19 protein-coding genes and 2 tRNA genes are annotated in these 26,244 nt (G+C 32.6%); 14 read left to right on the plus strand and 7 right to left on the minus strand.

From position 1 onward, the window contains the following. Nucleotides 1-349: 349 nt before the first annotated feature. The 4 genes from WC223_11860 (at nt 350) to WC223_11875 (ending at nt 9,329) form a co-directional block, all read left to right on the plus strand. Nucleotides 350-1,681, plus strand: a complete 1,332-nt coding sequence (locus tag WC223_11860) for a hypothetical protein (GenBank protein MFA6924933.1) — start codon at nt 350-352, stop codon at nt 1,679-1,681. A gap of 27 nt (nt 1,682-1,708) precedes the next feature. After that, the gene (locus WC223_11865; GenBank protein ID MFA6924934.1) at nt 1,709-2,176 is read left to right on the plus strand and encodes a T9SS type A sorting domain-containing protein; all 468 of its coding nucleotides are present in this window, start codon (nt 1,709-1,711) and stop codon (nt 2,174-2,176) included. A gap of 71 nt (nt 2,177-2,247) precedes the next feature. Further along, nucleotides 2,248-9,000 carry an RHS repeat-associated core domain-containing protein gene (locus tag WC223_11870; GenBank protein ID MFA6924935.1) on the plus strand — a complete coding sequence of 2,251 codons (6,753 nt, stop codon included), beginning with the start codon at nt 2,248-2,250 and terminating at the stop codon, nt 8,998-9,000. A gap of 2 nt (nt 9,001-9,002) precedes the next feature. Then, nucleotides 9,003-9,329, plus strand: a complete 327-nt coding sequence (locus tag WC223_11875) for a hypothetical protein (protein MFA6924936.1) — start codon at nt 9,003-9,005, stop codon at nt 9,327-9,329. A gap of 142 nt (nt 9,330-9,471) precedes the next feature. Here the strand turns inward: WC223_11875 and WC223_11880 are convergent, their stop codons facing one another. Beyond that, nucleotides 9,472-10,191 carry a class I SAM-dependent methyltransferase gene (locus WC223_11880; protein MFA6924937.1) on the minus strand — a complete coding sequence of 240 codons (720 nt, stop codon included), beginning with the start codon at nt 10,189-10,191 and terminating at the stop codon, nt 9,472-9,474. 70 nt (nt 10,192-10,261) lie between these two features. On the opposite strand from WC223_11880, the gene WC223_11885 reads away from it, so the two are divergent. Then, the gene (locus tag WC223_11885; GenBank protein MFA6924938.1) at nt 10,262-11,752 is read left to right on the plus strand and encodes an oligosaccharide flippase family protein; all 1,491 of its coding nucleotides are present in this window, start codon (nt 10,262-10,264) and stop codon (nt 11,750-11,752) included. Between the two features lie 5 nt (nt 11,753-11,757). Here WC223_11885 and WC223_11890 read toward each other — a convergent pair whose 3' ends face one another. From WC223_11890 to WC223_11905, 4 genes are read right to left on the minus strand one after another with little or no spacing between them, the layout of a single operon-like run. Further along, the gene (locus WC223_11890; GenBank protein MFA6924939.1) at nt 11,758-13,053 is read right to left on the minus strand and encodes a hypothetical protein; all 1,296 of its coding nucleotides are present in this window, start codon (nt 13,051-13,053) and stop codon (nt 11,758-11,760) included. 14 nt (nt 13,054-13,067) lie between these two features. Continuing rightward, nucleotides 13,068-13,997, minus strand: a complete 930-nt coding sequence (locus tag WC223_11895; protein MFA6924940.1) for a YihY/virulence factor BrkB family protein — start codon at nt 13,995-13,997, stop codon at nt 13,068-13,070. Nucleotides 13,998-14,012: 15 nt separating this feature from the next. Then, nucleotides 14,013-14,849 (minus strand): carboxylating nicotinate-nucleotide diphosphorylase, encoded by an 837-nt coding sequence (gene nadC, locus WC223_11900; GenBank protein ID MFA6924941.1) that lies wholly within the window; start codon nt 14,847-14,849, stop codon nt 14,013-14,015. A 14-nt stretch (nt 14,850-14,863) separates the two neighbouring features. Next, nucleotides 14,864-15,268: a DUF4783 domain-containing protein gene (locus WC223_11905; GenBank protein MFA6924942.1), complete on the minus strand. Its 405-nt coding sequence runs from the start codon at nt 15,266-15,268 to the stop codon at nt 14,864-14,866. A 307-nt stretch (nt 15,269-15,575) separates the two neighbouring features. Between WC223_11905 and WC223_11910 the strand changes: the two genes are divergently transcribed. Next, nucleotides 15,576-15,648: transfer RNA gene (locus WC223_11910), tRNA-Gly, on the plus strand. Nucleotides 15,649-15,701: 53 nt separating this feature from the next. Beyond that, nucleotides 15,702-15,786, plus strand: a tRNA-Leu gene (locus tag WC223_11915). 62 nt (nt 15,787-15,848) lie between these two features. On the opposite strand, the gene nifJ is transcribed toward WC223_11915, so the two are convergent. Further along, a complete protein-coding gene (gene nifJ / locus WC223_11920; protein ID MFA6924943.1) occupies nt 15,849-19,391 on the minus strand; it encodes a pyruvate:ferredoxin (flavodoxin) oxidoreductase in 3,543 nt (1,180 codons plus the stop codon). Between the two features lie 476 nt (nt 19,392-19,867). Between nifJ and WC223_11925 the strand changes: the two genes are divergently transcribed. Continuing rightward, a complete protein-coding gene (locus tag WC223_11925; GenBank protein ID MFA6924944.1) occupies nt 19,868-21,412 on the plus strand; it encodes an acyl-CoA carboxylase subunit beta in 1,545 nt (514 codons plus the stop codon). A gap of 67 nt (nt 21,413-21,479) precedes the next feature. Next, nucleotides 21,480-21,824: an acetyl-CoA carboxylase biotin carboxyl carrier protein subunit gene (locus tag WC223_11930; GenBank protein MFA6924945.1), complete on the plus strand. Its 345-nt coding sequence runs from the start codon at nt 21,480-21,482 to the stop codon at nt 21,822-21,824. 21 nt (nt 21,825-21,845) lie between these two features. Here the strand turns inward: WC223_11930 and WC223_11935 are convergent, their stop codons facing one another. Continuing rightward, complete coding sequence (locus WC223_11935) at nt 21,846-22,100, minus strand: hypothetical protein (protein ID MFA6924946.1); 255 nt, start codon at nt 22,098-22,100, stop codon at nt 21,846-21,848. A 164-nt stretch (nt 22,101-22,264) separates the two neighbouring features. Between WC223_11935 and WC223_11940 the strand changes: the two genes are divergently transcribed. The 5 genes from WC223_11940 to hflX form a co-directional block, all read left to right on the plus strand. Further along, nucleotides 22,265-23,803 carry a YifB family Mg chelatase-like AAA ATPase gene (locus WC223_11940; protein ID MFA6924947.1) on the plus strand — a complete coding sequence of 513 codons (1,539 nt, stop codon included), beginning with the start codon at nt 22,265-22,267 and terminating at the stop codon, nt 23,801-23,803. A 30-nt stretch (nt 23,804-23,833) separates the two neighbouring features. Then, the gene (locus tag WC223_11945; protein MFA6924948.1) at nt 23,834-24,709 is read left to right on the plus strand and encodes a radical SAM/SPASM domain-containing protein; all 876 of its coding nucleotides are present in this window, start codon (nt 23,834-23,836) and stop codon (nt 24,707-24,709) included. Between the two features lie 50 nt (nt 24,710-24,759). Then, complete coding sequence (locus WC223_11950) at nt 24,760-24,888, plus strand: hypothetical protein (GenBank protein MFA6924949.1); 129 nt, start codon at nt 24,760-24,762, stop codon at nt 24,886-24,888. Between the two features lie 54 nt (nt 24,889-24,942). Next, a complete protein-coding gene (locus tag WC223_11955) occupies nt 24,943-25,614 on the plus strand; it encodes a septal ring lytic transglycosylase RlpA family protein (GenBank protein MFA6924950.1) in 672 nt (223 codons plus the stop codon). 58 nt (nt 25,615-25,672) lie between these two features. Further along, nucleotides 25,673-26,244: GTPase HflX (gene hflX / locus WC223_11960; GenBank protein ID MFA6924951.1), on the plus strand; the 572-nt coding region annotated here is incomplete at its 3' end.

Genomic DNA, 26,244 nt, shown 5'->3' on the forward strand with positions numbered 1-26,244 from the left:
ATTGACTAAAGAGAAATTTAAATTTATATCGCCTACAGATAAGATTGTTAAAAGCAATTTAAGTCAACTAATAAAAAAATGGAATTTGTTACCGCACTAATTGTCACAACTCAGGACGTCTGATTTTTTCATTTTTACCCCAAAAAATGGATTGTTTTTTACCGAATCCCTAAAAAATCCCAGCGAATTCTAACCAGAACATACCAAATCCCCCTTTTTCTCATTTCTTGTTTTTTTTCATTATATTTTTGCAAATGACAAAACAAATTCAAAATTCTTTAATGAATAAATTAACAATGAACAAAAACAATTAAAAATAATAAATTATTAACTTAAAACTAAATTAATCATGAAAACAAAAATTTTGATTTTAACGGCATTTTTTATGATTGCAATCTGTAATTTACTTAAAGCGCAAACACCAAATTACATACCTAAATTTATTACAGGTGGTACAACTAATAGCAATATTTTTCAGGATTTAACAACAGGTAGAATAGGAATAGGAACAATTACGCCAACCTCTATGCTGCATTTATATGGTACTGCTGGCAATACATATCCTTGCATAACTATTGAAAGAAATGATGCACAGCTAACCGGATTTGGTGGCGATTTGCGATTTGTAAGCACTAATACTCCTCATAACTCATCAACTTATTTTGGAAGTGTACTTTTTCAAGGAAAAGTATTGGGTACAGCCTACACAGGTGCTCAAATAACTGCTTTTGCAATGAATCAATGGGACGCTAGTAATCAAAATTCAAGAATTGAATTTATGACAACAAATGGCACAACGCTTAGTACTAAGATGACAATATTACACGATGGCAACGTTGGTATTGGGACAACAACTCCTGTAGCTAAATTGGAAGTGAATGGAGATGTAGCAATAGGTGTTAATTGCAATTACCGAATTACCAGAGCAACTGGTGGAGTAGTTAAAATTCTAGGGATTTCATCAGGAAATACTTTTATTTATAGCCCATGGACTACATCTGGATTGATAAATTTTGCAAATAATAATGGGCAGGAAAAAATGACTATAAATACAGATAATGGTAACGTAGGCATAGGAACAACAAGCCCCCAAACAACTTTATCCGTTAGCTCAGCAAGTGAAGATTTACTTCATCTTTCAAGAACAACTGCTAACGCAGAAGACAATGTTTTTCTTGCTTTTTCTCATAATAACAATACTGCTTCTTTAAATGCGAGAGCAAAAATTGGTTTAAGTGTAAAATCTGGTGGGGCAGGAAGACTTGTTTTTTATACAGGTACTGCTGGTAGTTTAACTGAAAAAATGAGAATAGGTGAAAGTGGCAACGTCGGCATTGGAACTACAAACAACACTGTTGGTGAGCAAACATTTAAACTTGCTGTTAATGGCAGTATAGTATGCAAAGAAGTTAAGGTAGTTACAGATGTTCCGGCTTCGGACTATGTTTTTGAAAAAAATTACAAATTACGTTCATTATCAGAAATCGAAAACTTTGTAAATAAGAACAAACACTTACCAGAAGTACCATCGGCAGAAGAATTTAAAAAGAACGGATACAAAGTTGGCGAAATGGATGATATGTTGCTCAGAAAAATCGAAGAACTTACTCTTTATATGATTGATTTGAAAAAGGAAAATGAAAACCTTAAACAACGAGTTGCTAATATTGAAAATAAATAGTTATTAAACAATATAAAATTATTTAAAATGAAAAAACTAATCTTAACAATCATCATTCTGCTCGCAATAACAGCAGTTAAATCGCAGAATGACTACCAATATTCTTACGATGTTGCGGGCAACAGAACATGTCGTGCAGTAATTGTATTGAGAAATACCCCACCTCCAATTGACAGCACTAAAAATAAAACCGACAGCACCCAATTAGCAAAAGACAATAAAGATAATGAGAAATACGAGAGTGTTTTGGGCGAACAAAAAATTACAGTTTTTCCAAACCCCACAAAAGGCGAATTGAAAATTGATATTACAAACCTGCCATCAGCAACAACCGGATTAATAATAATTACCGACATGCAGGGACGAGTGATTTACGAAAACAAAAATATTACTTCAACAAACATGCTCGATATTTCAAGTACGTCGGCAGGAAATTATGTGCTGAAAATTATTGTTGATAATAAAACAAAGGAATGGGTACTAATGAAGCAATGAGCAATTAACAATTTAGCAATTCAACAATAAAACATAATGACTATTGACCAATGACTAATAACTATAAGAATATGAGAACAATAAAAAAATATTTAATAGCAGCAGTGCTTTTAAATGCAGGCATAATATATTCGCAGCAATCTTGCCCGAATAACCCCTCTTGCAGTTTGAATACACTATTCAACGATGCTACTTATGTAAGAGAAGCAAGGGATGCTGTTTATCTCGAACCAGGTTTTAGTTATAAACCAACAGGAACAAATAATTTAGCTGTAAGGACGAATGAGAATATTGTTTGTCCTACAAATTATATTCAAAATCCATTTACATCAGGAACCAGACCATTTAATACCAACTTACCTGTTGGAGCAACAGCAGGAAACTTTGGTGTAAATTCCGGAGGTACTGCAAATTATAGTATTCCGATTGCTGTTCCACCTGGAATAAATGGTATGCAGCCAAACATAAGTATTAATTATTCCAGCAATTCAGGCACGGGTATAATGGGTTTGAAATGGGGATTGTCTTGTCTTTCGGCAATAAATGTTGTTGGTAAAAATTTATATAATAATAATAAAATTGAAGGAGTGGATTGCAATTCTCCTTCCAATTATGAAATTGACGGCATGAGATTGGTTAATGCAGGAGGAACTGTGTTTAGAAAAGAATTGGAAGATTTTAGTAAAATAGAGGCAATGAGTACTCAGGGACACGGCTATCAGTATTTTAAAGTTACCACAAAAGACGGAATGGTGCTTGAATATGGTAATTCGGCTGATTCAAGAGTATTATTTCAGGGATGTTCAAATACAGTTATGACATGGCTTCTGACCAGAGTTATTGATAAATTTTCAAATTCAGTAGAATATTACTATCATAATAATAGTGCATCTCCGGGCTCGAACCCTGTTGAATGGTGGCTCGAAAGAATTGAATACACAAAAAATACAAATAAAAATCTTGCTCCTGTTAATAAAATTTACTTTTTTTATGAAGCAACAGCAAATATAGATATTAGCTATATAGCGGGTGGAAGCTTTGCTTCAAATAATGTAATTCTTAAAAAAATAAGAACAGAAAGTCAGGGGGTAGTTGTTCACAAATATGAATTTAATTATACCGATAAATCTTCTTTCGATGGAAGCCAGTTGACTTATTCTCGTCTGAATGAAGTTGTGGAATACGGAAGTGATGACAGCAAACTTAACTCAACAATAATAGAATGGGGTATTGATAATGAAGCTTATGATTATGAAGTTCCCTACAACGGTCCGCCTCGTTCTGAAGCTGCAGTAGAAAGATATTCTGCAATTATTGATTATAATAATGATGGCTTTCCCGATATTGTTACCTACAATAGTAATGATGAAAACAATACAATGCAAGTATTATCAAGCGAATTTTCATCAAATAACGGCTCTACATATAAGAGAGCATTTAATTCTGTATTCTCAGATGGAATTGGTCAAAATTCATTTGTATATGCAAGAGAAAGAAATTGTTTTTTATGGCCGAAAGGAGAAGCTCATATTATGTCTAGTATTGGTTCAGGGGTTCCTGATAAATTTATGAGATGGGAATCTTCTTATAAGGGTTTTTTCAATACTAATAATGGCTCAGGAATATCAGAGAGGGAAATAAACGAAAAAACTTTAGACCGTGTTTATGGACCTAGGTTTCCTATATGCAGTACACCTATTTCTTCAAGAGCTTCTTATGATTTGAACGGAGACGGAAAATCGGATATAGTAGAATTAAATAAAACTGTTGTAAGTGAATATGGGCCTAATCAAGGAAAACCAATAAGGTTTTTTGTCAGGGTATTTCTTAATGATAATGGAAGCGGCTTTCAAAAATTAAATCCCGGAAATGGGTACGTAGCATTTGACAGAGATTATCCATCAGTTGATAAACACCAGACATTTATGCAATATGGATATCATGGAGATGAACATGCTGTTTTTCATTATTCAATAAGTGATTACGATGGCGATGGAATAAGTAACGATTTAATAATAATTGCAGAAGAAGGTTGTAATGGTACCAACGGACATCATATTAAATTAAGCTGGTTTCAGTTTAATAAAAATACAAATATGTTTGATAATAAGTTGGAACACGTGGATTTACCAATAGGAATTATTTCACCCTCTGGAATACGAAATACATTGATACAAAGAGTTTCTCCTATTGATTTTGATGGTAACGGTATTACTGAATTATTTATTTCAAGCGGAGGAATAAGTTCTGGCTCATCGGGTTCAGATCCAGATTACAGTTACTTAACGTATAATTATATTTGTAAAATTATAAATGGACAAGTACAATTAACCTCCATTGGAGATTATGGGCCTAAAATAAATGAATATATAATTCCCTCTGATTATAATAACGATGGTAAAACAGATTTTATCGTTTCAACTGTTGATGCATCAGATTATAGTAAAACAGTTAACCATTCTTTCAGAGTGTATTATTCAACAGGCAACCTTTCCTCAGCATTTCTGGAAAATACAACAAATATTCCAATTCCTCAAAATTTGCTTTTGCAAAATTACTTTCATAATGATGGTTCTTCAAGAGATAAACCTCATGGAGATAATGAAGGTGATTATTTTGATTATTCTTATTATTTAGATTTAGGTTATAACATAAGACATTTTGTTACCCCAACTGATGTTGACGGTGATGGAAGAACAGACCTGATTTATTTTGCAGACGACGGTACTTCCGACCAAAACTTTACACTAACGGCTTATCTTTTTAAAGGTTTTGATAATAGCGGAAATCCTATTTATGTTCCTAAAAGTTTTGGACTTATAAGTGGCTATAGCTCCGAGATAGCACAATATGAAGCTATCACCGCCGACTTTAACGGCGACGGAATAGCTGATTTGTTTATACCTGATAAAATAAATTCTGCTTTGCACAGACCTTTTTATTTCAACTCAAGAAAACTCACCAATGGAAGCGATATAATTCTTGTAAGAAATGAAAACTTTGTTAATAAAATCACAAATGGATTTAATAGTAGCATTGAAATTTCATACAAACCGGTAACTTATCAGAACCCCGTGGATGTTACAAATAATGACAATGTTTATACCGAAACTTCTGCCCCAATAACTTCACCGAATATTATTAAATGTGCATTCCCTTTTTATGTTGTTGATAAAGTTTTATCAAATTCAGGAATTAAAGATGGGCAGGATAATTGGATAAAAAATACAACAAAATACTGCTACGAAGATGGAAGAATACATATAAATGGAGGAGGTTTTCTTGGCTTTTCAAAAGTAATTACAAAAACACCTTCTTTAATTTCAAATGATTATTATAGCTTTAAGGAATCAGGACAAATAACCGATGCAAATCATTATATTTTAACATATCTCTCGAAAAACGAAATAACAAAACCCAATAATTCTCTTGTGTCAAGAAAAGAATATTCTTATTTATTTAAAAATTTTGATAAGACAAGGGTTACAACATATAATAGCTATACTAAAACAACCGATTTTCTTACTTCCACTTATTCTGAAAATTTTTTAACATGGGACCAGGATAATGGAAATTTGCTGAACAGCACTGCAAAAAAATATAATTCTTTGTCCGCAACAAATCCCGATTGGCAAGCGCAGGAAATAAATACCTATATTTCGGCAGGTTCATGGTTGCCCAACAAACCAGAAACCACTATTTCAAAATCCACTAAAACCGGAACATCTTGGTATTCGAGAGAAACTGATTATGTGTGGAACGCTACTACCGGTGTACAGGAACAAATAATACAAGACCCCGGAAAACCTAAAAGCATTACAACATCATATTCTTATGATGCAGATTATGGCTTATTGCAAAATGTAAAAATAATCGCATCCGATATTGATACAAGAGAAACTCAACTTTTATATGACGCCACAAAACGCTTTGTAACTAAAACAACTAAAATTTCGACTTCTACTCCTGTTAATATTGTTAATGAAGCGCAATATGACTCAAAAACAGGAAATGTAATTTGGAGCAAAGACGAAAACGGACTTATAACAAGTTTTAAATACGATGGCTTTGGAAGATTATCGGAAACCACGATGCCCAACAATACCAAAGCAGCACAAACATATTCATGGAATTTGGATGGCAACATTATGTACTATGTTGAATCAACTGCCGACAAAACTGCACCGGCAAGGCAATATTACGACATCGCAGGCAGAGTTGTTAAATCGGAAACCAAGGGCTTTAATGATGTATTGGTTACAACAACACAAAAGTACAACGAAAAAGGTCAGCTTGTTGAAACCAACAGCCCCAAAGCCAACACCACAGGAACAATTACAATAAGCTATACATGGGATGATATAGGGCGACCTCAACAAGTGGTATCTCCTTTAAAAAATGTTTCATATACTTATAATTTGCTTACATACACCCAAACCGATATGAGTGTAACTCCCAATCGCTCCAAAATAACTGTAATGGACGCAGCCGGAAACGTAATTAAAGCAAAAGATGAAAAGGGCGAATTATATTACACATACAACGACATGGGAAAAGTTATAAGTATTACCAGCAATATCGGAGTTGTAACCACATTAGAATACGACCCCGATTATGGTTTTCAGAAAAAACTTATTGAACAGAATTACGGAACTACTCAATATGATTATTTTTCTACTGGCGAACTGAAAACACAAACAACACCCAAAGAAATATATAATTTAACTTACGATAAACTTGGCAGATTACTTACTAAAACAGGAACCGATGGTGCATATACTTATGTTTACGACAACGAACCTAATGGCATAGGAAAGATTGGCTATGTAACATGTCCAGGAGCAAGTCCGATAAAAGTAAGTTATAAATACGATGCGCTATCCCGCAATAATCAGGTTAAAGAAGAGATTCCTGCAAAAAGTAAAACCTTTATCACAAATACAGTTTACGACAATTATGGAAGAATTGATAATGTAACTTATCCATCGGTTGTTGACCCGCAGGGATATAAAGTTAATTATTTATACGATAATTACAGCAACCTTAAGGAAGTTAAAGATGCGCAAAACAACCAGACATTATGGAAGCTTAATTCAGTTAATAATATTCTTCAGCCATTATCACAGCAACTAGGTGCCAATAATACTTTGGAAAAAACATACACCGATTATGGATTCTTGTCTTCCGAAAAATATCTTAAAAGTTCCACAATACTCAAGCAAACCGGGTACGATTTTGATATTGCAACAGGAAATCTTAACTGGCGAAAAGATATTTTACGTAACTTTACCGAATCATTTACTTACGATAATATTGACCGCTTGAAAGAAGTTTACAAAAACAGTATAAAAACCCTCGACATGACTTATGCCGACAATGGAAATATTTTGAACAAATCCGATGCTGGCAATTATGTTTATGACCCAACAAAAATAAATGCTGTTACGAAAATTGATAATTGTCCAATATCGCAAATACTGCAAAATGTTACTTATACCAAGTTCGATAAATTAAATGACATTACCGAAGGGCAATATTATTCGAAAATAAATTATGGTCCCGACATAAACAGGAGTTATATGGAAGTAAGCCAAAACAGTTTGTTGCAATACACACGATATTATTTTGGTAATTACGAAATGGAAGACCGAGGCGGACAAATAAAAGAATATTATTATTTAACAGGCGGAGCAGTTTGCATAAAACAAGGCACCACAAATACATTTCACTATATCATGAGCGACCATCTTGGTTCTGTTACCGGCTATCTCGACCAGAACGGCAACAAAGAAGCCGAATACAGCTACGATGCTTGGGGCAGAATGCGAAACCCAAATGATTGGAGTTATACGAGCGTGCCTACATTAAGTATTACACCTCATGGTTTTACAATGCACGAACATTTAAGCGAGTTCAATCTTATAAATATGAACGGTAGAGTTTACGACCCATTAGTAGGCCGCTTCCTCAGCCCCGATATACTTGTACAAGATGCTACCGGCTCACAATGTTACAACCGTTATAGCTATTGTGTGAATAACCCGTTGAAGTTTACGGATCCGAGTGGGTATAAATTTGACTGGCAATGGTTCATTGACCAGAATTTATCAAGTGCTGAACTTCAAGCAAAGTCCGACTCCTATTCAAGAAATATCGATGGAAGTTATAGTAACGAAAAAGAATGTTATGACAGGCAAAGAGAAGCGTTAAACGTAATTATGATGGAATATCAAAAATCTATTGATAGATTTTATTTATTAGGCGGTGGTTCTTATAGCGGAAATCAAAGAGGAATGTGGGTGGATTGTTCATATATATCAAATGATGGCGCGATGACATATGAATCCAATACTGGAATAGGGGGAAGTATTCCGGGTTCATCTGTAATAAGTTGTAAATTTATTCCATTTATAGATTTTAGTAATGTGAAAAGTGAGGAAAAGAGTGGTGGTGGTGGGCAGAAAGGTGGTCAAAATACATTCGGAGATACTTATACTGGTTCTAACAATCCCGTTGGTTATTCTTTACCTCCTTTAAACCATAGAGATGCAATCAGTATGGCGCACGATAAAGGATATGATGCTTTTGGGGCAAAAGGACCTAAATCAGTATTTATAAATGGATATGTTCTTCCTGTTGATTATAGATTTGTTGCTGACCAATACAAACTTGGGCTAAGGCAAATATTTAACGGGCTTACAGCACAAATGGGGACAGGTGGGTACGATTTGCAGCAAGGATTTTATTCAATTATGGCAGGTACTGCTATTGGTGTACCTGCCTTATTCAAAACAACATTCATTAACCCTTACAAAATCCCTTAAATATGTTGAGAATAAAGAATGTTACTATTACCGTGCTATTGTCGATATTCACGACCATAACAGCAAATATTTTAATTGTCTTTGGAATTTTATACCAAGGTTATTTATATCCTTCTTTAACAAGGGTTTTAGCAATTACAAATCTATTCGCTTTTACGCTTTTCTTTGCTAATTATTGGATTAATCTTTTTGGCAAAGAAAAGTTAATTAGAATAAAAGCAGATAGAATGCTTGGCATTATTTATTTTGTTGTACAATGTTTTTTTATTCTCTTTCTGCTCTTCCCTTTGTTGCTTTGGGTTGTGGGATTTTTTGAAATAGGTAAATAAAAAAGAGATAAAAACCCCAGCTGGGTGCTAAATTACCTCGAAGCATATAATCTTGAAATCGGGTTATTGATTAATTTTGGAGAAAATAGTTTAAACTTTAAAATACTAACAAATAAAAAATATAAAATTCCAAAAATCATAGTCAAGACAATTGTTTAACCCTCACCACCAAATAATAATCCCTTTTCCTTGAAAACAATAATCTATAAAGTTCTATTGCAAAAGTTTCAAATCCGTGTAGGAAATAATTTTTAAAATCGCAGTGATTAAAATATATTTTACAGGTTAAATTTTCGATGCTATTTATTGAATCAACTAATTGTTTCAAACCTTTTCTGGAGTGGTAATACCAACCGGCTGGTACGCTTCCCGAAAAATCGGTAGATGAAGATACAACAATATAACTTTCCTTTTTTGCATAAAGATTTATAATATTCAGAATTTCATTTTTAATTTGTTCAACATCTTTAACATTAAGAACCGACAATCCAAAAGCAGTTATAAAATCAAATTTATTTTCAGAGGAAGAAATATTTTTAACATCTGCAACTTCAAATTCAACATTTGGCTTGGCGTTTAAAAGCTTTGCAATATTTATTGCATTTTCTGAAAAATCAATACCTGTAGATTTTTCAAAATATTCGGATAATATATACGTTTTAATTCCCAAGCCACAACCTATGTCAATATAGTTTGGAAACTTTTTAATATCAACTTTAAAATTTGTAAAAATATTATTGAAAATTCTTTTGTATTTTCTTTCTTCAAGATAATATGCAGGCAAAGAAGTGAAGTTTGAATATCGCTTTTCGTATATTTCTTTAACTTCTGTGTGATTATATTTTAAGTCGTTGTTGCTCATTGAGAAAAATTCAAATATAAAACAAAGTTAAAATTTTATTAATATCTTTGAAATTCATAATTTATTTTAAATGGGAATTGTTCAGAGAGATAGTATTAAGATAACGGTACTTTCGTACATTGGTGCGACAATAGGTTATTTCAACAAAATCCTGCTGTTTACAAATTTCCTTACAACCGAACAGGTAGGTCTGGCAAATATTATTATTCCGATGGCTACTATCATTGCGCAACTTTCTGCACTCGGAATGAATAGTACAACACTGCGGTTTTTTCCTTTTTTCAAAACAAAAGATAAAAAACATAATGGTTATTTGTTTTGGGCGGTTACTGTTATTACTTTCGGATTTATAATATTTGCAACGTTATTCCTTCTATTTAAAAATCCTATTATAAATTATTATCAGAAAAATTCTCCGCTTATTTCCGAATATTATCTTTATTTAATTCCCTTGGCATTTGCAATTTTATTTTTCAATCTTTTTGATAATTATCTGAGGTCGTTATTTAAAAATGTTGTTCCTGTATTTGCTTACGAGATATTGCTTAGAGTATTCGTTTCGGTTTCGATAGTGTTGTTTGCATTGAAAATCGTTGACTTCCACCAATTTTTCATAATTTATCTTTTAGCAAACTCTTTGCCGACATTTATTCTTTTGATTTATATAATTTTCCTGAAACAATTTTACTTTAAGCCAATAGTTTCATCGATTTTAAAAAGATTACTGAAAATAATTTTTGTTTACAGTTTATTTTCATTTGTAAACACAATAAGTTATCAGTTTCTCACAATTGTTGATTCGCTTATGGTTGCAGGGATGATAAATCTTAAAGCAACAGGAATATATACAACGGTGCTTTTCATAACAAGTGTAATGATGATACCTTATAAAGCAATTGCAAAAGTATCTGCTCCTATTATTTCCGAATCGTGGAAAAAAAGAGATATGAAAACGATGGCAGATGTTTACAAAAAAACTTCTTCGGTAAATCTTGTAACCGGCGGATTTGTTTTTATTTTATTGTGGGTTAATTTTAATAATATTTTATCTCTTATCCCTTCCGAATATGAAAGCGGAAAATATGTTTTCCTAATTTTAGGATTTGCGAAAATGTGTGATATGTACACCGGAGTGAACGGAACAATTTTATTTACTTCCAGAAATTATCGTTGGGACTTGTTGTTTACTGTAGTTTTAATTTTTCTTACAATATTTTTAAACAAACTTCTTATTCCTATTTATGGCATGGAAGGTGCTGCTATTGCAAGTTTACTTACAATTTTCACTTATAATGCTTTGAGAGTTATTTTTATTCAATTGAAATTCAAAATACATCCTCTTAATTTCAAACATCTTTTGGTTTTAATAATTTGCATTTGTGTTTCATTAATTTCGGGTGAAATAAATTATATGGGAAATCTTATAGTTGATGTAATAGTACGCTCGCTGATATGTACTGTTATTTTTGTTATTCCTGTTTATTATCTGAAAGTGTCGGAAGATATAAATTCTTTTATAATTATTTTTTTAAGTAAGATAAAATTGAAAATTAAAAAATAATTTCTTCAGATTTCTACATCAAACAAAATATTATTTTCTTTCGTCCATTCAATTAATTTAAGATAATACGAAGTAAATCCATTGTACTTTAAATCGGAAAATGCTGTATTATGAAATAAAACCGAGAAGCAAAAATTAAAATTATTTTTCAATTCCTGTAAGAGAATTATTATTTCTTCAAAATGTTTATCCTTGCCATCTTTTAAATAATGCGATAATGTTCCATCCATAAAAAACAATGGAATTTCAATGACTTCTGATTTTCTGCATTCATCAAATCTGAATAAATAAAACGGATTTGCGATGCAATTTCTAAAACCATATTGTTCAGCAAAGCCCAACGAATAATCTTCTTCAATATTTGAAATTTCATGAATTTTACTTGTAATTCGTACATCATACTTCAAAAAATGTTGTCGTACCTTTTTTGCAGGCATTTTGGGAAACAAAGCATTAAATATTCTCAATTGCTTCTGAAATAAATATTCATTGTCAGAAGTATCATAACCGGGATGAAATGCCACAAGCGAACCATTCTCAAATATCTGCTTTGTGCATTTTAATATTTTTGGATTGTTTAATTTATAATTTGCATCTAAAGAATTTTTACTTGAAAGGAAAAAATAAATCGAATTTACATTATGTTTCTTTTCAAGCTCAATGAGATTTCTGAATGCTTCGAAATAACTGTCGTTACAAAGTAAAAATTTATTGAATAAAATATTTATTATTTTATATATTGATTTTAAACCAAAACATTTTAAATAATATGCCGAATCTTCGAGCCAGCCAGAATTTAAACTATCAATATCATGTGTTAAAATTATTTGTGAATTGTTTTTTTTATTTTGAATGTTTATTCCATTTTTTTGCAGTATTTCTTTTAAAATTTCAAAATAAACATTTACAACAGGCAGTTTTACGAAATCAAATTTACATTGCAGCGAATCTTTATATGAAAATCTGTTATGCCTGTCTTTTGTGCTGCTGAGCCATTCCTGCCATCCCGATAAAAATAAAAATGAATTTAAAAATATGTCGAAGGTTATTTTTTCATTGCTTGAATATTCTTCTTTGAAATTTTCGTCGTAAATAAAAACGGGTACAGAAAAGTTTTTCCATTTTATATATTTTGGTTCTGAAGAAAAAATATTTCTAAATGTAATTTCATAATTCCCATAATGCTTGCAATAGATATTTTCTATAGCATTTTCTTCAATATCATTGCAGTTATATAACAACCGGAAATTACATAAAACATAATTTCTTATTTCTGTATATGAAGGAAAATTTATTGCCATATAAAAGTGATTAATTAATCAGTTTTGACAAGTGGATTCATAGCTCTGTAAATGCTGACATTTAATTCATAGCCGATAAGTAATACAAGTGAATTAATATAAACCCAAAGAAGCATAATTATTAATGTCCCGATTGAACCGTATAACGCATTGTATTTGGCAAAATTATTTATATAAAAATTAAAGCCGATATAAGTTAAAACCATTAAAACGGTTACAAACAAAGAACCTATTGAAATTCTTTTCCATTTTATTTTTTTAGCAGGACCAAGATAATATATAAATGAAGTTGAAAAATAACAAAGCATCACAATTATCAGCCATTTTGCAATTATTATAAGATAAAAAATATAATTTCCTTTAAAAAAATCAAATTTGTTTATATATTCAAAAGTCACGGCTGTAAATATTATCAGAGTGATGCCAATAAAAACCAGAACCGATAAAATTATCACAAGCAACATTGCAATTATTCGAGTTTTAAAGCCCGACCTTGTTTCGGCTGTATGATAGCTCTGGTTAAACCCTTCAATCATGGCTTTAATACCATTTGAAGAAACAAACAATGCAAATACAAAACCTAAAGATAAAAGCCCTCCTCTGGGTTGGCTTATTATGTCTTCAATAGTAGTTTTAGCAACCTCGTATGTTTCTGTAGGGATAATAGATTTTAATAATTCCATTAATTGCGGTCGGAAATTTTCTATCGGGATATATGGTACAAGTGTAAATAAAAAAATTATTGCAGGAAAAATGCCTAAAAATAAATTAAATGATATCGAAGAAGCTCTGGTATTTATGTCACCATTCTTTAATCCATCAAAAAATACAATAAATACATCATATAAGGAAATGTTTTTTGTTCCTGAAATTTTTATTTTTTTCAGCAGTTCAATAATGAGTGAAACAGGAAATGTACTTTTGATTTTGTCTTTTAAGTTCATTTTTTATATTAATTTTTATTTTATAGCTTTTAAGCTCATATCAATACTTTTAGCATTATAGGTCAAAGCTCCGATTGAAATAAAATCAACTCCTGTTTCTGCAATTTTCCTTATGTTTTTTTCAGTTATGCCTCCCGATGCTTCGGTTTCATATCTTCCGCTAATAAGTTTTATTGCTTTTTTTAAATTAATAACTGAAAAATTGTCAAGCATTATTCTGTCAACTTTGCCGGTATTTAAAACTTCATTTAGTTCATTAAAATTCCTGACTTCAATCTCAATTTTAAGATTCTTCTTATTTTTTTTTAGATAGCCGTTTACGGCTGTAATTGCTTTTTCCACACCACCGGCAAAATCAATATGATTATCTTTTATAAGTATCATGTCATAAAGTCCCACTCTATGATTAATTCCTCCGCCAATTCTTACAGCCCATTTTTCGGGCATTCTGAAGTTGGGAGTGGTTTTTCTTGTATCAAGAATTTTTGTTTTCAAGCCGTAAAGCAGTTCATTAATTTTAAAAGTGTAAGTTGCAATTCCGCTCATGCGTTGCATGCAGTTTAAAATCAATCGCTCAGTTTTAAGTATATTGCGCGAATTTCCTTCAACAACAAAAACCGCATTACCGGCTTTAACCAATGAACCATCTTTTTTAATAATATTAATTTTTATTTTTTTATCGGTATATTTTAATATTTTTTTTGCCAGTTCAACTCCTGCAACAATGCATGGTTCTTTTACAAGCAGTTGTGCTTTACCTTTTGCTTTTTGCGGTATGCAGGCAATAGAAGTATGGTCGCCGTCACCGATATCTTCTTTTAAGGCAGCGGCAATAAATTTTCTGATACTCATATTTTGAATGTAGGTTATTCTACTTTTGGCTCAAAGCGTAATTGATGTATTAAAAATTTGTCGGAAACTTTTCTTAAAAGATACGTAACACGGAAACTATTTTTACTTGTTTCGAGTTTACCGATTATGTATGGTGAATTATCTTTTGACAAACCTTTATGTATAACAGTAAAACTTTTTGGAGTGTTTTTTGTAAAAAATTCCTTAACAATTATTTCTGCCTGAGCTTTGCTGTAAGTATCTTCATAACCGGGCAGAGTAAGGTCGATGGTGGTATTGAAAAATTTTGCAAGTTCTTTGGAATTGCCTGAGTTTATTGCTTTGGTAATATCATCAGTAGCATCCTGAACACTTGCAAAAAAGCTAAAGCCAAGAAATGATACTAATGAAAGAAATAATATTATTGTAATTTTTTTCATTATCATAATTTTGAATAAAGAAATGCAATAATCAATCCAAAATAACCGAAACAAATATATAAAATCATTTTTTCATAAAAGCAAATAAATCTTATTAATCTTATTAAAATTTGAATTCCAAAAAAAAATTATTATTTTTGTATTTATTTTTAGTATTTATTCATAAAGTCAAGAGTTTGGTTTAGAATGTCCGAGTTCGAGGCTTTCGAAGTTTTACAAATCAGGAGTATACTGACGACGTATTTGACTGATTTGTAAAACGAGAGTAACGAAGAAATCGGGTATTCTAAACAAACTATAATTAAAAGCGGAAGTAGCTCAGTTGGTAGAGCACGACCTTGCCAAGGTCGGGGTCGCGGGTCCGAGTCCCGTCTTCCGCTCAGTTTTATTAAATAAAGTTCTTTAAATATCTTTATACTTTAAACTATTTACTGCCCAGGTGGTGGAACTGGTAGACACGCAGGACTTAAAATCCTGTGACTGCTAAAGTCGTGTGGGTTCAACTCCCACCCCGGGTACAATAACAAAAAAAACCGAACATTTTAAATGTCCGGTTTTTTTAATAGAATTCCTTGATTTATTACTTCGCAGAAATCAGTTCAGAAGAAGATGCCATTTTCTTGTAAACATTAAATCGCCATTTTGCTGCTGCTGCTGCTGCTTTGAATAATTCTTCCGCTTCTTTAGGAAACATTTTTTTCAAAGATGTAAATCTAACTTCTGAATTCAAGAAGTTCTGGAAATTTTCCCACTTTGGTTCTTTTGAGTCAAGTTGGAAAGGATTCTTGCCTTCTTTTTCGAGAAGAGGATTATATCTATATAAATGCCAGTAACCGCTTTCCACTGCCTGATTGCCCTGCTCCTGCGATTTTGACATACCTGCTCTTAATCCATGATTTATACATGGTGAATAAGCAATAATTAACGAAGGTCCCGGAAATGCTTCAGCTTCTCTGATAGCTTTCAGGTATTGATTTTGACTTGCGCCTGAGCATACCTGTGCTACATAAACATAGCCGTAAGAAACTCCCATCATACCTAAATCTTTTTTCCTTATTGTTTTTCCTGAAGCTGCAAATTTAGCAACAGCAGCAATAGGAGTTGATTTAGATGCTTGTCCTCCTGTATTTGAATAAACTTCGGTATCAAGAACGAGCAAGTTAATATCTTCGCCGCTGGCAATAACATGGTCTAAACCACCGTAGCCAATATCATAAGCCCATCCGTCGCCGCCAAATGCCCAAACAGATTTTTTAACAAGATATTGTTTCAAATCAAGTATTTGTTTTGCGAGCGGACTTGATTCTTTTTGAAGTAATGCAAGAACTTTTGCAGATGCTACTTTTGATTTGTCTCCGTCAAGTTTTGTATCGAGCCATTCTTTGAATGCTTGTTTTGTTTCGGGGGAAATATTGCTGTCCATGGCTTCATTCATCAACCTTTCAATTCTTTCTCTGATTTTTCTGTTACCAAGTGCAATACCAAGTCCGAATTCTGCATTATCTTCAAACAATGAATTTGCCCAAGCAACACCTTTACCTTCTTTATTAAAAGAATAAGGTGTACAAGGAGCAGTGCCTCCATAAATTGAAGAACAGCCGGTAGCATTTGCAACAATCATTCTGTCACCGAACAACTGAGTTATGAGTTTAGGATATGGCGTTTCTCCACAGCCGGCGCAGGCACCAGAAAACTCAAACAATGGTTGAGCAAACTGGCTGTTTTTAACGGATTGTGATTTTGGTACTATTGTATCTTTATATGTAACATTCTTTTCAAAATATTCCCATCTCTTTACTTCTTCCATTTGAGTTCCGAGAGGTTTCATAATTAATGCTTTTTCTTTTGAAGGACATGTGTCAACACAGTTTCCACAACCTGTACAATCAAGAGCACTCACCTGAATCCTGAATTGGTATTCACTGAGGTCCTTAGGAATACCTTTTAATGTTACCGTTCCGGCAGGAGCATTTTTCAACTCCTGTTCATTCAATAAAAACGGGCGAATAACAGCGTGAGGGCAAACAAAAGCACATTGATTACATTGAATACATTTATCAGGTTGCCATTCAGGAATGTTAATTGCAATTCCTCTTTTTTCAAATCTTGTTGTACCTGCAGGGAAAGTTCCGTCTTCTGCACCAACGAATGTACTAACAGGCAAATCATCTCCTCTTTGAGCGTTAATAACATCAACAACATTTTTAATATAATCAGGAATATCTCTATCGTCTTTTTGTTTTTTTACTTCAATATTTTTCCATTCAGCAGGAACTTTTATTTCTGTTACATCTGCACCTTTATCAACTGAAGCAAAATTCATTTTTACGATTTCTTCACCTTTTCTGCCATAAGTTTTTTCAATTGCTTTTTTCATTTCCTTAATTGCAACGTCAAATGGAATTACATTTGAAACTTTGAAAAATGCTGTTTGCATTATGGTATTTGTTCTGTTGCCAAGACCAATTTCTTCGGCAATTTTTGTGGCATTTATTGTATAAAATTTTATTTCGTTTTCTGCCAGATATTTCTTCATCTGGTCGGGAAGTCGTTTCTTTGTTTCTTCAACATCCCAAATACTATTGAAAAGGAAAGAACCACCTTTTTTCAAACCTTTTAACATATCATATTTATTGAGATATGAAGGAACGTGACATGCAACAAAATCGGGAGTTCCAACAAGATAAGGCGCTCTGATAGGTTTGTCGCCAAATCGTAAGTGAGAAACAGTTATGCCACCTGATTTTTTTGAATCATAAGCAAAATATGCCTGAGCATATTTATCGGTTGAATTACCTATAATTTTAATTGAATTTTTATTTGCACCAACAGTACCATCGGCACCTAAACCATAGAATTTTGCTTCATAAGTTCCTTTTTGTGTAACACTTATTTCGGGTAATAAAGGAAGTGATGTAAACGTAACATCATCAACAATACCAACTGTAAATTGATTTTTAGGTTCTTTTTGTTTAAGGTTATCGAATACGCTCACAATCATTGCAGGAGTGGTATCTTTGGAACTTAATCCATATCTGCCGCCAATTATCAACGGTTTATTTTGTTTTTCATAAAATGCATTTCTTATATCAAGATATAAAGGTTCTCCGTTTGCGCCTGCTTCTTTAGTTCTGTCAAGCACACAAATTCTCTTTACTGATTTAGGAAGAACATTAAAGAAATATTTTTCAGAGAAAGGACGATATAAATGAACAGAAATTAATCCTATTTTTTCTCCCTTGGTTCTCAAATAATCAATAACTTCTTTTGTGGTTTCGGTAATTGAACCCATTGCAATTACAATATTTTCGGCATCAGGAGCACCATAATAAGTGAACGGATGATATTCTCTGCCTGTCATTTTTGTAATTTCTTTCATGTATCCTTCAACTATATCGGGAACTGCATCGTAAAATTTGTTACATGCTTCGCGTGCCTGAAAATAAATGTCGGGATTTTGTGCCGTTCCTCTTGTAACGGGATGTTCGGGACTTAAAGCTCGGTCTCTGAATTCCTGCAGGGCTTTATAATCAAGTAATTTAGCCATATCCTGTGTTTCGGGATATTCAACTTTCTGGATTTCATGAGATGTTCTGAAGCCATCGAAAAAGTGCAGAAAAGGAACCCGCGATTTAATTGCAGCGAGATGTGCAATAGCGGATATGTCCATTATTTCCTGAACGCTACCTGTAGCAAGCAATGCGACTCCGGTTTGTCGTGTACTCATAACATCGGAATGGTCGCCGAATATTGATAACGCTTGAATAGCAACACTTCTTGCAGAAACATGAAAAACACCTGGCAATAATTCCCCAGATATTTTGAACATATTTGGTATCATCAGTAATAAACCCTGTGAAGCGGTGAATGTTGAAGTTAATGCACCGGCTTGTAATGAACCATGAACTGCGCCAGCAGCTCCGGCTTCCGATTGCATTTCAATAACTTTTACGGTTTCTCCGAAAATATTTTTTCTGCCTGCAGCAGCCCATTCATCAATATTTTCAGCCATGTTCGATGAGGGAGTGATAGGATAAATTGCAGCTACTTCACTGAACATATATGCAATATGAGCAGCAGCATAGTTCCCGTCACATGTAATGAATTTTTTTTTGTCTTCCATATTATTTATTAAATTTAATTATTAAAAATACGTTGATTTTATATGTATTTCCTTAATATAAGGATAGCAAGTTGCGAATTTAATAACTTAATATTTAAAATCCAATATTTTTTTACTCGGTTTTATTCGTACTGATGTTATGGGTAAAACATTTAGAAGTTGAAAAAATATTATTATTTTTTTAGATTTAAACCAAAAAAAATAGTTATTTCGCATTTCGTTTTAAATAAAACTATTCATAAAACAATATATTTAAAGTAAAATATTCTAAAAAATATTAGTAAGAAATATGATGTATGAGGAATTTAGTGTTTACTAAAATAAAATTATTGTTAAATTGTTATATGTAAATTATAAGTAACACATATAAAATGATTAAACAACAATTAAACAATTTAGCAGTTTATAACATATATTATAAAGATTATGAATAATCGTAATATTCAAAGATAAATTATAACCAAAATTTATAAATTATGTCTTTAAAGCAAAAAACTCTTGATTTACAAAAACGAATGGCTTCTGCAGTAATGGGTGGAGGAGAGAAAGCTATAGAAAAGCAGGTTGCAATGGGAAAACTACCTGCAAGAGAACGTATAAAAGCAATTTTAGATTCGGATACTTTTCATGAATACGACCTTTTTGTTGCACATCAGGCAAGGGGGTTCGACATGGAAAAGAAAAGCTTGAATGCCGATGGTGTTATCACAGGTACAGGTAAAATAATGAAACATCCTGTTTGTATTTTTGCTCAGGATTTCACAGTTGCCGGAGGTTCCCTTGGATTGGCACATGCAAGAAAAATCACAAAAATAATGGACCATGCCATGACACTTTGCGTTCCTATAATAGGTATAAATGATTCAGGTGGAGCAAGAATACAAGAAGGAGTTAATTCTTTAGCGGGTTATGGTGAAATTTTTTATCGAAACACATTAGCTTCCGGAGTTATTCCACAAATATCTGTTATTCTTGGTCCTTGTGCCGGTGGTGCAGTATATTCTCCGGCATTAACAGATTTTGTTTTTGTTGTAGAAAAAGTTTCTAAAATGTTTATTACCGGACCGGAAGTTATTAAGACCGTTTTGGGTGAAGAAATTTCCATGGAAGAACTTGGCGGTGCAAAAGTTCATGCGGAAATTACAGGTAACGCACATTTCTATGCAACCTCCGAACAGGAATGTTTTGAGCAAATTAAAAAACTTGTTACTTTCATTCCTTTTAATAACAAGAAAAAAGCAGATGCTTATCCTCCAAAACCCCCGAAAACAAAATATGTTCTGGAAGAAATTATGCCTGCTGATGCTTCACAGCCCTACGATATGAGAGATATTATTAAATGTGTTGTTGATGATTCCGATTTTTTTGAAATTCAAAAACACTGGGCAGGCAATATAGTAATAGGTTTTGCCCGACTGAACGGTGAAACAGTTGGTTTTGTTGCAAATCAACCTCTTGTTTTGGCAGGAGTACTTGATGTTGACTCATCCGACAAAGCCGCAAGATTTATTCGTTTCTGCGATTCTTTCAATATTCCTTTAGTTACATTTGTCGATTTACCAGGATATCTACCGGGGATTGACCAGGAACATGCAGGAGTCATACGACATGGAGCAAAAATGCTTTATTCATATAGCGAGGCAACTGTGCCAAAAGTAACAATCATTCTTCGCAAAGCTTATGGTGGTGGTTATATAGCAATGAATTCCCGCCATCTTGGTGCAGATTTTGTTTTTGCATGGCCATCTGCTGAAATTGCAGTTATGGGACCGGAAGGTGCAGCAAATATTATTTTCAGAAACGAAATAACAAGTGCTGAAAATCCTGACCAGATAAGAAAAGATAAAGTTGAAGAATATAAGGAAAAATTTGCAAATCCTTATGTTGCTGCTGCTTATGGATATATAGATGCAGTAATTGAACCAAATGAATCAAGGAGTTATTTAATTCATGCCCTTGAAATTTCAAAAAATAAATCAGAATCAAGACCTACTAAAAAACATGGTATTCCCCCATTTTAATTTTAGTACTAAAAGTTATTAAAATACATACATTTAAAAGATACTGGTTAGTTACTTAATTTTTATTATGGAAGAGTTAAAAGAATTTAATAATAATGGAAGCGGCAATAAATACATCAATTTAACTGTCGAATATGGTAGTTTTAAAACATTACCAAACAGAAAATTTCAGCTCCGCAAACCCTATAAAAAAAGAGATTTTAAAAAAATAACTGCTTTTATCCCCGGGAAAATACTTAGTGTTGCTGTACAAAAAGGTGATAGGGTTACTCACGAAACATGTCTTGTTATTTTGGAAGCAATGAAAATGAAAAATAAATTATTTCCTTCTGTTGATGGAATTGTTAAAGATGTATATGTTAAAGTTGGGGATATGGTAAAAAAAGACATGGTGCTTGTGGAATTGGAATAATGATTTTTTTAGAAACACCCTTTATTTAACAATATAAGTTCCTCCAAATTTCTTAATTTTTAATTTCTTGTTTCTATTCTTGGATTTCGACTTTATAGATTTACGTTTTCTGAGTTTTCGCGTACTTCTGGCTCTTTTCTTAATAGAGTGTTTTGTGAATAGCCTACCATGTTTTATATGCTTTTTTAATATTCTATGTGAACCACATCCCGAAAAAACAATATCTCCGGTAAAAGCAAATAAAAATATAAGAAGATAAATAAAATACTTTTTCATTGAAGTTAGTTTTATTCTATTTTTGTTTCAAAATTAGCATTTTTATTTAAACGAAATGTATAATTTAAAGTTTCAAAATTAATTTAAAACAATAAGCAAAGAAAAATTATTTTTTAATAAAAAACAAAGATAAAGGTATTTTTTTTAAATATAAGTAATTTAATATGTTAGTTAAAACATACGGAAGTGCGATTTACGGCGTGAATGCATCTACAATTACCGTTGAGGTTAATGTTGACCAGGGAATAAATTTTTTTCTTGTAGGGTTACCCGATAGTGCCGTTAAAGAAAGTCATCAACGCATAGAAGCAGCACTGAAGAACGTTGGGTATAAGATTCCAGGAAAAAAAATTGTTATTAACATGGCACCAGCCGATATAAAAAAAGAAGGTTCGGCTTATGATTTAACAATTGCAACAGGAATTCTTGCTGCTTCGGAATATATTAGTGCCGAAAAAATCGGTGATTATATTATTATGGGTGAAATTTCTTTAGACGGCGGATTACAACCTATCAAAGGAGCATTACCAATTGCAATTGAGGCAAAAAAAGCAGGATTTAAAGGATTTATACTACCCGAACAAAATGTCAAAGAAGCAGCAATTGTTGATGGTTTGGAAGTTTATGGTGTGAAAAATATAATAGAAGTTATAGATTTTTTCAATAATAAAATTTCTCTCGAACCAACATACATTGATACAAAAGAAGAATTTTATAAAAAATTAAATAACTATGAATTCGATTTTGCCGACGTAAAAGGGCAAGAAAATATTAAAAGAGCTTTGGAAATTGCTGCTGCCGGTGGTCATAACATAATTCTTATTGGTCCTCCGGGGGCAGGAAAAACAATGCTTGCAAAACGCCTGCCTTCAATATTGCCGCCTTTGAGTATTAATGAATCGCTTGAAACTACAAAAATTCATTCTGTTGCCGGAAAAGTTGCAAAAGATATTTCTATTATCACGGTAAGACCTTTCAGAGCACCTCATCATACAATAAGTGATGTGGCTTTGGTTGGTGGAGGCAGCTTTCCTCAACCAGGCGAAATTTCATTAGCACATAACGGAGTTTTATTTCTTGATGAATTACCCGAATTTAAAAGAACAGTTCTCGAAGTGATGCGTCAGCCGCTCGAAGACAGAGTTGTAACAATATCAAGGTCGAAATTTACCGTTGAATATCCTGCGAGTTTTATGCTTGTGGCTTCGATGAATCCATGCCCTTGCGGGTTTTATAACCATCCCGAAAAAGATTGTGTTTGTGCTGCCGGCGTTGTTCAAAAATATTTAAACAGAATTTCGGGACCGCTATTAGATAGGATAGACATTCATATTGAAGTTACTCCTGTTCCTTTCCGTGAGCTTTCAAGTGTTCAGCCATCTGAAAAAAGTGAATCGGTAAGAGAAAGAGTTATTAAAGCAAGAAATATTCAGCAGGCAAGATATAAAGAAACAATAGGAATTCATTGCAACGCACAAATAACTTCAAAGCTTCTCAAAACTCATTGCCAAATCGACGATGCAGGAATGAATATTTTAAAAACGGCAATGGACAAGCTCGGTTTATCTGCAAGAGCTTACGACCGCATTTTAAAAGTTTCTCGTACAATAGCCGATTTAAGCGAAAGCGAAAATATAAAAACCGAACATCTCGCTGAAGCAATTCATTACAGGAGTTTGGATAGGGATAGTTGGGCGGGATAAAATAATTTGCTGTTAAATAATCCTCTGTTAATGGAACTGAAGCATTTTAAAAAAATTTATGTTGAAATTACTAACGTATGTAACCTTCGTTGCAGCTTTTGTTCTGCCTGTAACAGAGATCCAGGATTTATGCCGTTAACATTATTTGCTGAGGTTATAAAAAAAATACATAAGCATACCAACTATATTTGCCTGCATGTAAAGGGCGAACCTTTACTTCATCCGCAATTAATCGACATGCTCGACATATGTCACGAGTATAAACTACGTGTGGCTTTGGTTACCAATGGCATCCTTCTATCCGATAAGAGTGAGATGTTACTGTCGAAATCTGCACTACGACAAATAAATATATCATTACACTGTTATCCGGAAATACAAAATTCTGAAAATAAAAACAACTACATCAAAGAAGTAATAGCGTTTACAAAAAAAGCTGTTTTGCAATCTGACAAAACGATTTCGCTGCGATTCTGGAATGTTAAAAACGAAAATCAAAACAATTATCAAGACAATCAGACAATTCTTTATGAAATAGAAAAAGCATTTGCTCCCGGGTTAGATTTGATGCATAAAATAGAACCGCGAAAGGGTTTGAAACTGCATGAAAGATTATACATTAATTCCGATTACGAATTTTCATGGCCCAATCTTACCGACAATTATGATGAACCTAAAGGTACATGTTATGGTCTGCGTTATCAAATAGCAATTTTATACAACGGAACAGTTTCGCCATGCTGCCTCGATGCCGAAGGAATTATAAATCTCGGAAATATTAAGAATAATGAAATACAGCAGATTTTTAACTCAGACAAAGCACAAAAAATATATAATGGATTTTTAAACAATACCCGCATTGAAACACTATGCCGCAAATGCCGGTTTATTGAAAAATTTAACTGATAAAATTGTTTTTTTTATTTAAAAAATAGTATTGTAACACCTTTAAATAAATGGCTTACGACCGCATTTTAAAAGTATCGCGCACAATAGCCGATTTAAGCAAAAACGAAAATATAAAAACGGAACTCCTCACGGAAGCTATTCATTATAAGAGATTGTTGGGCGGAATAAGATTTTAATTTGTTAAAAATTCTTAAAAATCTATCCGTTTCAGTTAAAATTGAGTAAAACAAATGTTTTTGTTTCTACATATCTTTATTTTTGTGATGCTTAGCAATCCTAATAAATCTAATATTCATAAGATGCGGTTATTATTTATAATATTATTTTTCTTTAATTATTTATATGTTTCAATTGCTCAAACTAGATATGTTGAGTTAGGCAGAGCTACATATTATTCTGATAAATTTGAAGGCAGAAAAACTACAAGCGGTGAAAGATATTTTAAAACAAAATATTCGGCTGCTCATCCCAAAATGGCATTAGGAACTTATGTGAGAGTAACTAATTTAAAAAATAATAAATCTGTTATAGTAAAAGTAAATGACAGATGTGCAATAAGAAAAACAAGAATAATCGACCTTTCTAAAGTTGCTGCCCGCAAACTTGATATGTTAAAACATGGCGTATGCAGTGTTAAAATAGAAAAAATTGATACTTTCATAAAAGACAGTTCAAAATATTTTATTCGTGTTGCAACGTGCAAAACCAACAATGGCGCTTTACAAACAATAAAAACTTTTTTACCCGAACATCAGAAAAATTCTATAATAATTAAGGCACAAAGAGGCAGTCAGAGTTTTTTCAAAGTTCTGATAGGCCCTTTCTTAAGCGAGGAAGAAGCTGACAAACATTTAAAATCATTAATAAGAAGATACAGGAGTTCGTACATTATAAGAGTATGATAAACTCAAATTAAAAAATATTTATTTTCTGAAGAAAAATTAATATCGAAACTATTTAATGCCAAAAAACTTAAGAACCAACCAAAATACCGAAACAGCAGTACTTATCGGAGTTATTTCAGGAAAACAAAATGAACAGGAAGTTAAAGATTATCTCGACGAACTCTCATTTCTTACCGAAACAGCAGGCGGAATTCCGTTGAAAAGATTTGTTCAGAAACTTGAACATTTCGAACCGCGAACTTTTATAGGTTCGGGAAAACTCAACGAAATAAAAAAATTTGTAAACGACAATAGTGTTGACATGGCTATTTTCGATGATGACCTTTCGCCATCGCAAATGAGGAATATTGAAGATATTTTAAAATGCCGCGTTTTAGACAGAACTAATCTGATATTGGATATTTTTGCAAAAAGAGCAAAAACAGCTTATGCAAAAACTCAGGTTGAACTTGCACAATACCAGTATTTGCTTACTCGTCTGGCAGGAATGTGGACACATCTTTCAAAACAAAAAGGAGGTATAGGATTGAGAGGTCCAGGCGAAAAAGAAATTGAAACTGACCGCCGCATTATCCGCGATAGAATTACTTTGCTGAAAGAGAAACTGAAAGCTATTGACAAACAACA

The sequence above is a fragment of the Bacteroidales bacterium genome (assembly GCA_041671145.1).
In the GTDB taxonomy this organism is placed as follows: domain Bacteria; phylum Bacteroidota; class Bacteroidia; order Bacteroidales; family JAHJDW01; genus JAQUPB01.